The organism is Sphingobium sp., assembly GCF_048594625.1.
GTDB lineage: Bacteria > Pseudomonadota > Alphaproteobacteria > Sphingomonadales > Sphingomonadaceae > Sphingobium.
This window is the reverse complement of record NZ_JBMDWL010000039.1, coordinates 25,300-32,871: the sequence shown is the minus strand read 5'-3', so window position 1 is coordinate 32,871 and position 7,572 is coordinate 25,300. Positions and strand designations below refer to the sequence as shown.

At 62.2% G+C, this 7,572-nt stretch carries 7 protein-coding genes and 3 pseudogenes; 6 read left to right on the top strand and 4 right to left on the bottom strand.

The genetic code is table 11. The features are described from left to right. Positions 1–111, top strand: a pseudogene (locus tag ACOJSJ_RS05590) (IS5/IS1182 family transposase); the annotation flags it as partial. A 130-nt stretch (positions 112–241) separates the two neighbouring features. Here ACOJSJ_RS05590 and ACOJSJ_RS05585 read toward each other — a convergent pair. Together ACOJSJ_RS05585 and ACOJSJ_RS05580 are read right to left on the bottom strand one after the other, a co-directional pair. Further along, positions 242–1,226: pseudogene (locus ACOJSJ_RS05585) on the bottom strand (IS3 family transposase). Then, positions 1,189–1,440: pseudogene (locus ACOJSJ_RS05580) on the bottom strand (hypothetical protein); the annotation flags it as partial. The pseudogenes ACOJSJ_RS05585 and ACOJSJ_RS05580, both read right to left, overlap by 38 nt. 524 nt (positions 1,441–1,964) lie before the next feature. Between ACOJSJ_RS05580 and ACOJSJ_RS05575 the strand changes: the two are divergent. From ACOJSJ_RS05575 to ACOJSJ_RS05560, 4 genes are all read left to right on the top strand, one after another. Continuing rightward, positions 1,965–2,981, top strand: coding sequence for an ArdC family protein (locus ACOJSJ_RS05575; RefSeq protein ID WP_420144000.1), 1,017 nt, complete (start codon positions 1,965–1,967; stop codon positions 2,979–2,981). Then, the gene (locus tag ACOJSJ_RS05570) at positions 2,978–3,403 is read left to right on the top strand and encodes a DUF2958 domain-containing protein (RefSeq protein WP_420143999.1); all 426 of its coding nucleotides are present in this window, start codon (positions 2,978–2,980) and stop codon (positions 3,401–3,403) included. The genes ACOJSJ_RS05575 and ACOJSJ_RS05570 overlap by 4 nt, the downstream gene beginning before the upstream one ends. 84 nt (positions 3,404–3,487) lie before the next feature. Then, a complete protein-coding gene (locus ACOJSJ_RS05565; protein WP_420143998.1) occupies positions 3,488–5,386 on the top strand; it encodes a ParB/RepB/Spo0J family partition protein in 1,899 nt (632 codons plus the stop codon). Positions 5,387–5,493: 107 nt separating this feature from the next. Beyond that, on the top strand, positions 5,494–5,937 hold the full coding sequence (locus ACOJSJ_RS05560) for a hypothetical protein (RefSeq protein ID WP_420143997.1): 444 nt from the start codon (positions 5,494–5,496) through the stop codon (positions 5,935–5,937). A 49-nt stretch (positions 5,938–5,986) separates the two neighbouring features. On the opposite strand, the gene ACOJSJ_RS05555 is transcribed toward ACOJSJ_RS05560, so the two are convergent. Continuing rightward, positions 5,987–6,166 (bottom strand): hypothetical protein, encoded by a 180-nt coding sequence (locus ACOJSJ_RS05555; protein WP_420143996.1) that lies wholly within the window; start codon positions 6,164–6,166, stop codon positions 5,987–5,989. A 463-nt stretch (positions 6,167–6,629) separates the two neighbouring features. After that, positions 6,630–6,914: a DUF6771 family protein gene (locus ACOJSJ_RS05550; protein WP_420143995.1), complete on the bottom strand. Its 285-nt coding sequence runs from the start codon at positions 6,912–6,914 to the stop codon at positions 6,630–6,632. Between the two features lie 327 nt (positions 6,915–7,241). On the opposite strand from ACOJSJ_RS05550, the gene ACOJSJ_RS05545 reads away from it, so the two are divergent. Continuing rightward, a complete protein-coding gene (locus tag ACOJSJ_RS05545; RefSeq protein ID WP_420143994.1) occupies positions 7,242–7,562 on the top strand; it encodes a DUF736 domain-containing protein in 321 nt (106 codons plus the stop codon). The last annotated feature ends 10 nt before the right edge of the window (positions 7,563–7,572 follow it).

The following is a 7,572-nucleotide window of genomic DNA, read 5'->3' as shown; positions in this document are numbered from 1 at the left end:
TGCTTCAGCAAACTCAAGCAGTTCCGGCGTGTCGCCACACGTTTCGAGAAAACCGCTCGAAACTATCTCGCTGTCGTCACTCTCGCCGCTACCATACTATGGCTCAGGTAAGTGTCCACACAGACTAGAGCTTGTGGGGATTCATCGTTAATTTATCACAGCGGCTGCGAGGTAGATCATGGCCTGGAAGCATCGGTCGGTTGGCCTGCTGCCGGTTTGGCTGACACGGAGATAGGCTCAATCAGGCTACACCAGCTTCCCGTTCGAAATCTATGGGGCTGAGATAGCCAAGGGTCGAGTGTCGCCGGGTCGGATTGTAGGAGCATTCGATATAGTCGAACATCTCGGCCTTCGCCTGGGCTCTGGATCGGTAGACCTTCTTCCCGATCCGCTCGGTCTTGAGGGATGAGAAGAAGCTTTCCATGGCGGCATTATCCCAGCAGATTCCGTACCTGCTCATCGACCAGCCTACTACTCTGCGGGAGAACAGGTCGATGACGGCGGCCACGTAGAGCCATCCTTCTGCGGTCCAGATATAGGTGAAGTCTGCCACCTATTTTTGGTTGGGGCTATCGGCCGTGAACTGGCAATCCAGCACATTGCCAGCAATGACGGATCGCTCGCCCTGATCTTTGGGAAGCCCGCGGCGACGCGGACGCACCCGAAGGCCCTGATCGCGCATCAGCCTCTCGATCTTGTGCAGACCGCATTGATAGCCTTCGGCGAGAAGGTCGTGCCAGACCCGACGCGCACCATAGGTGCGATAGCTGCTGATATGGCTGGCCGTGGTCCTGGCGCCGATCTCCTCATCGTCGCGCGACCGCTGTGACGGCGCTCGCGTCAGCCAGGCATGAAAACCGCTTCGCGAAACACCGAGCGCCTCGCATATCCATGCCACCGGCCAGATCCCTCGGTGCTTCGCAATAAAGGTGAACCTCATATCGATTCCCTCGCGAAGTAGGCGGCGGCTTTTTTAGTATGTCTCTTTCCGCCTTCAGCTTGGCCACTTCGCGGCGCAGCCGCTCTAACTCCAACTGCTCCGGCTTTATCTGACCATTGCCGGGAAAGGCCTGAACTGGATCGGCGGATAACTCCCGAACCCATTTACGCAGCACATTCTCGTGCACATCAAGATCGCGGGCGGCCTGCGCAACCGCGACACCCCGCTCCCGAACCAATCTTACCGCCTCAAGCTTGAACTCGCGGCTGAACTTCCTTCTCTGCATTCCGGCTCTCCGATAGGTCAAAACACCTTATCTCGGTGTCCACCAAACCGGCAGCAGGCCAGGTCCTGCAGGCTCGCGTGGCGATGCGCTTGAACTCTTTGAGCTTGCAGAAGAAATTCTCGATGAGGTGACGCCACTTGTAGATTTCAGCGTCGATCTGACGGGGTGAGACCCTGCGAGAATACTGTAAGATCACGACCTTGGCGCCGCGCTCATCGAGATCGGCGAGGATGGGGTAATCTTTTCCATTGGCTTTGCCCAGCCAGGTCACACTTTATTCTGGGGTTCAGTCTTTGCGCCTTTACGGATAATCGTGATGTCACCCATCACCCCGGTGAGACGGATTCTGCGGACGGGCGTCCAGCGTGGGCCTGCGGCTTCGCCGATCGCGCTCTATGCCGCCGCACAAGGTCGGCGGCACCCAGCCCCGGGCCCGGGTCTGGTCCATTCGGTAACGATCACGGGCAGGGGGCGGCCCCATAGGGTCCGCTGTGCGGTCGCCGCGCTTGGCGCGGCGGCGCTTTTGTGGAGCCTCTCCCAGAAAGCGGGAGCAGGCGGCGCTCCCTCCTAGACCCTTCGCGGTCGCCGGCAACCCGCAGCGCTTCGCTTGCAGGTGCTGCACTGCGTTGCGCCCTTCGGTGCCTGCGCCCGCCGGAGAGGGCCTTTCCAGTCGCGTCTTGCCGCCCACCCCCGCTTTTCGGGGAGTCTCATGTTGTTGGGCAGGCAGGAGGACAGGACATGGCTCATTCCACCAACGGTCGCGGCAAGATCAAGCGTTGCGCCGAAAATGCCAAGCCCGAACGGATCAGCCTCTATGACGAGGTGACAGCCAAGATCATCGCGCAGCTTGAGGAAGGGCGTTTCCCATGGGTTCAGCCGTGGGCCTCGGACGTCGCTGCCGCCATCGGCGGGGAGCTGGCCCCCGGACTTCCGCGCAATGCGCTGACGGCTCGCTGCTATTCCGGCGTCAATATCCTGATCCTGTGGGGCGCGGCCGTAGACCGGGGCTATCCCTCGCAAAGCTGGCTGACCTTCAAACAGGCGCTCGATGCTGGCGGGTGCATTCGCAAGGGCGAGCAGGGAACGACCGTGGTCTATGCCGACCGCTTTACCCCGGAGGCCGAAAAAGAGAAGGCGCGGGAGACGGGGGAAGACCCCAAGTCGATTGCCTTCCTGAAACGCTTCACCGTCTTCAATGTGTCGCAGTGCGAAGGGCTGCGCCCCGGCCTCGCCGCAGAACCCGCGCCCTTGCCAGAGCAGCAAATCGTGCCTGTTGCCGAGGAGGTGATCGCGGCGAGCGGCGTGGATTTCCGTATCGGCGGAGACAAGGCGTTCTACATGCCTTCGCTCAACGTGGTGCAGGTGCCGCCGCAGCCCGCCTTCTATGAGCAGGTCAATTACTACCGGACTTGCCTGCATGAACTGACCCACGCGACAGGCCATGCGTCCCGGCTCGGTCGCGATCTTAAAAACTGCTTTGGCAGCAAGGATTATGCCCGCGAGGAACTGATCGCCGAAATGGGATCGGCCTTCCTCTGTGCGGCGCTGGGTATCGTGCCCACCGTGCGCCATGCAGATTATATCGGCTCGTGGCTGGAAGTGCTGCGCGAGGATAATCGCGCCATCTTCCGCGCCGCAGGTGCGGCCAGCAAGGCAGCGGAATGGCTGCTTTCCCGCCATCGCGAAGCGCAGGGCGCTGTCGCTGGCCGGGAAGAACTGGGGAAAGCCGTCGAACCGGAAAGGAAGGCGGCATGATCCTTCTCACCCCCGATATCCGCTATGCCCTGCGCGCCAACGCGATAAACAGCGCCGCCGCGCAGGCGCAGCCGTTTGATCCGGTCCCTGTGGTCAAATTCTTCAATCCGCTGGGGGCTGGCACCTGGCTCGCGACCGAACTTTATACGGATGGCGACACTTTGTTCGGCCTTGCCGATCTTGGCTTTGGCTGCCCGGAAATGGGCGTCTTCTCCCTTAACGAGATCGAGAGCATCCGACTGCCCTATGGAATGCGGATCGAGCGCGACGAAGGTTTTTACAGTCCGCACAGCCTGTCCCGCTGGGCGTCTACCGCCCGCCGTGCAGGCTCCATCATCCATGCTGAGCAGCTTTTGATCCGCGCCAGACCCGATGCGGCTCCCGACCTTCCAGCCGACCCCGCGCAAGGGGCGGCAGGATGACGCGCGGCGCGTAACGCCGCTTTGCCTAAGCCGGACCGCCCACAGTCCAATGCGACGGCCCGGCACTCACAAGGAGTGACACCCATGAAACTCGATTTTATCCCTCTCAACAAGCTGTCTGTCAGCAAGGCCAATATGCGCTTTTCCAAGAGCGTTCCCGATGTGTCGGACATCCTGCCGACCGTGCGCAAGCGCGGCGTCATTCAGCCGATCATCGTGCGACCCAATCCCTGTCCTGAGCCTGTCGGGCCGGAGGCGACCGAAGGTCAACGGTGCGCGCGCGATGCCTTTGAAATCCTCGCCGGCTCGCGGCGCTATCATGCCGCGCTGATCGTCGCCGAGGAGAAGCGCGCCATGGGCGAGGCGGACAACGAAATTGCACTGCTGCCCTGCGCCATCCTTGAGGAAGGCGACGACGCCGACGCGGTGGAAGCATCCATGATCGAGAATATGGCTCGCCGCGATGCCGACGAAGTGACCCAATGGGAGAGCTTCACCCGGCTGGTGAAGAAAGGGCGCAAGACGAGCGACATCGCCGCGACCTTCGGCCTGCCCGAACTGACTGTCAAAAGAGTGCTGGCGCTGGGCAACCTGCTACCCCGCATCCGTCGCCTCTATGCCGCCGACGAGATCGACCGGGCCACCGTGCGCCATCTGACGCTTGCGTCCAAGAGCCAGCAAAAGGCGTGGCTCGCCCTGCTGGACGACGAGGACGCCTATGCGCCGAGTGGCCACCAGCTCAAGGCGTGGTTGATGGGCGGCCAGTCCATCGGAACCCATCATGCCCTGTTCGATATCGAGGCGAGCGGCCTTGCCGTCATCTCCGACCTGTTCGGCGAGGAAGCCTATTTTGCCGATGCCGATGGCTTCTGGAAGGCGCAGGACGCCGCCATCCACGACCGGCGCGAAACCTATCTGGACGAGGGATGGAATGATGTTGTGATCGTGCCGCCTTCCGACCATTTCTCGACATGGGAATATGTGAAGGCAAGCAAGCGCCACGGCGGGCGTATCTATGTCGATGTGCGCGGTACCGGTGAAGTCATCTTCCATGAAGGCTATCTGACCCGCAAGGAGGCCGAGCGGATCGAAAAGGGGCAATCGGTCGGAATGGGCGGCAAGATTGTCCGCCCGGAAATCACCTCGACCATGGCGACCTATCTCGACCTGCATCGCCATGCCGCCGTCCGCGCCGCACTCACCAGTTCGCCCGCCGTTGCGCTGCGCCTGATGGTGGCCCATGTCATCGTCGGATCGCCCCTCTGGCGGATCGATGTCGAGCCGCAGACCAGCCGCAACGAGGCAGTCGCCGAGAGCGTCGAGAACGCCGTCGGGGAAGCAGACTTCGACCATATGCGGCGCAAGGCGCTGGCGGTGCTCGGCTTCGACGCGGAGGAACCGGCCGTCATTGGAGGGCGCAGTGACGATTTCGGCCCCAATACCGGCCTTGTCGCAGTCTTCCTGACCCTGCTCGACCTCGATGATGTGCAGGTAATGAACCTGATCGCCATCATCATGGGCGAAAGCCTCAGCAGCGGCAGCGCCGCCGTCGATGCGGTTGGCCTGCATCTGGGCGTTGACATGGCAGACTATTGGCAGGCCGACACCGCCTTCTTTGAACTGCTGCGCGACCGGGAAATCCTTGGTCATCTGGTCGCGGACGTGACCAGCCCCTCGGTTGCAGCCTCCAATGCGAACGAGAAGGCCAAGACCTTGAAAGCCATTGTCCGCGATGCGCTCGACGGCACCAATGGTCGCGACAAGAAGGATCGTTGGGTGCCGCGCTGGATGCAGTTCCCGCCTGCCGCCTACTCGCAGCGCGGCGGGGTCGGAACTGTCGCCGCCCATGAAGCGGTAATGAAAGCGAAGGAGGCGCATGACAGCGCCGCATCCGCACCCGACATGCCCGATCCCGTTACCCCCGGCAGTGTCATGTCGCTGCCTGACGACAGAGCCGAAGGAGACGAGCGGCTTGCAGCCTGATGTTCTCCTGCGGGCGGCGCTTCGCCGCCGCCCGCCTCGCCATAGCCCTCGAAAAATCTGCGCGCCGTCGCCGTTCCGGCCCCGGCGCGCCTATTGGGAGTTTCATCATGGTAGATCGGGTTTCTCTGTCCATCACGCTGGGCGGCGATCTTCCCGTCGCGCTGCGCGGCGATCTTGTAGGCCACATTCAGGCCGAAGGTCTGGCCCTCGATTATGACGCCGATGCCTTCACCGCCAACGATTTCCCGACTGACGCCCCACTGTCGCTCTATGCCCATGAGGTCGCATGGGGACGGGTCGATCTGGTAGAGGGCTTCTGTGCCGTACATGGCCTGCCTTACGTCCGCTGGTCGGGCGGGAGCGCCGCGCAGTTCGGACCGGAACGCGCTGTGTTTACAGGCTCCGGCGAGGTAAGGCTTTTTGCCGCCGACGAGGATGATGAAGTAGTGATGACCATGGACCGGGCCATGAGCCTTGGCAGCTATGAAGCCATCATGGCCTATTTCATGGCAGGTGACCTTTCGGTGCCGCCCCTGCGGTTCCTGCCCTGAAAATCGATCGCGCCCCGCCCCACTGCGCGGGCCGGGGCGCGGCTTTCCTTCACTGATAGCCGCCTTCGTCCTCACGACGCTCGGCGGCTTCTGCCTGCGCTTCGGCCTTCGTCGCCGCATCGTCCTGCGGCGCGTCCGGGTCATTGAGATTTTCCTCTGGCAGATCCTCTATTTCATCATCCTGCACATCGGCCTGATCCTGTTCGCCATCCTTGGGTTCGGCTACCATCAACTCTCTCCTGTGGGGAATGAAGCCAACAGGCCGGATCGGTCGATGTTCCCACCGTTGCGGAAGCGATTTCCCCTGTGCGTCGCGCTAGTCGGCTAATTGGCGAGCGCTGTGCCCGCCGCCTCCATTCGACAGTCGCGCCAACTTTCATCGCCCTTCGGAACGAAGGCCACGAATGCGCCATCAATGACAAGCGCCGCTTCGTCACTGCGATAATATTGGGCGAGCGGCATCTGCCGTCGGGGGAGGCTGATGCGCTGTGGTCCCATCGTTACCACCGCGCGAGCAGGTTCGACCTGTACGACGAAGCTCCTGCCCCCGGCGCAGCGCACCTCAATTCCGGCATCGGCTGCATCGCTTACGCCAGGCGCGGCCGATGTCAGGCAGATGATGCCAGCTATGCAACGGAGATATGTTCGGGCAAACCAGGCCATGCCGAAATCACCCTATGGAGTTCCGGCATTCAACTCGTCGGCGAGTCGCTTGTTCCTGCCCGTAGCCCGTTGGCGATCATGGCTGCGAGCGTTTCTTCGGCGCGGAGCCGAGTCATCTCCTCTTTCGAGAGCAGGTCGTGCCGCACCCATTGGGGCGCTCGCTGGAGAATCGCTGTAATCAGGGCTATGACATCATCATCCATGCGGCGGCCTATGGCCGCCAGATCGCCCGGCCGCAACGCGGATGGTGAGGTCCTGGCGCAGATCGTCTCTTCTCGCCGTGCCGGGACGACCTGAAGAACGGTCGCCAGCATATTGCAGTACCCTCGCCTTCACACGCAACGAACCGTGACTCCCATCCCCGAAAAGGCTGTCAGCACCTTCCTGATGAATTATTTGCGGCCATTTCCCGGGTCGAGTGCTTGGACCTGGCAGCGTCTCGGTCGCCTCACGAAACCATCAATCCGCTCCAATTTCCCCGCCGTGCCGGCTCCTCGCGGCCGCTCCGCTCCAAATTGAAGACGGCTCTCCGGTCCTCCGCTGCATCGCTCCGGCCTGAAGGTTCGGAGACGCCCGGCGCACTGCCCATCGGTCCGCACGCCCGGCGGATAGGCCGCAGGGTTATTCCAAGGAGATTTCACATGCCAGCCATCGGTTACGTACAGCGGCTCGAAAATGGCGGTTTCAAAGGCGTTCTCAAGACCCTTGCGGTTCGCGCCGACATCGAGATCGTCCCTAATCGCGGGAAGAGCGGTGACCAGCCTGACTACCGTATCCTCTCGGGTGGCACCGAGCTGGGCGGTGGCTGGATCCGCACTGGTGAAGTATCGGGGCGCGAATATATCCGCGTCGCCATGGCGGCCCCCGAACTTGGCGCACGCACCATCTACGCCAATCTCGGTCGCGCCGCAGGCCAGGATGACGAGGACAGCTACGCCCTCATCTGGAACCCGGGCGACTGAGGCTATCTGG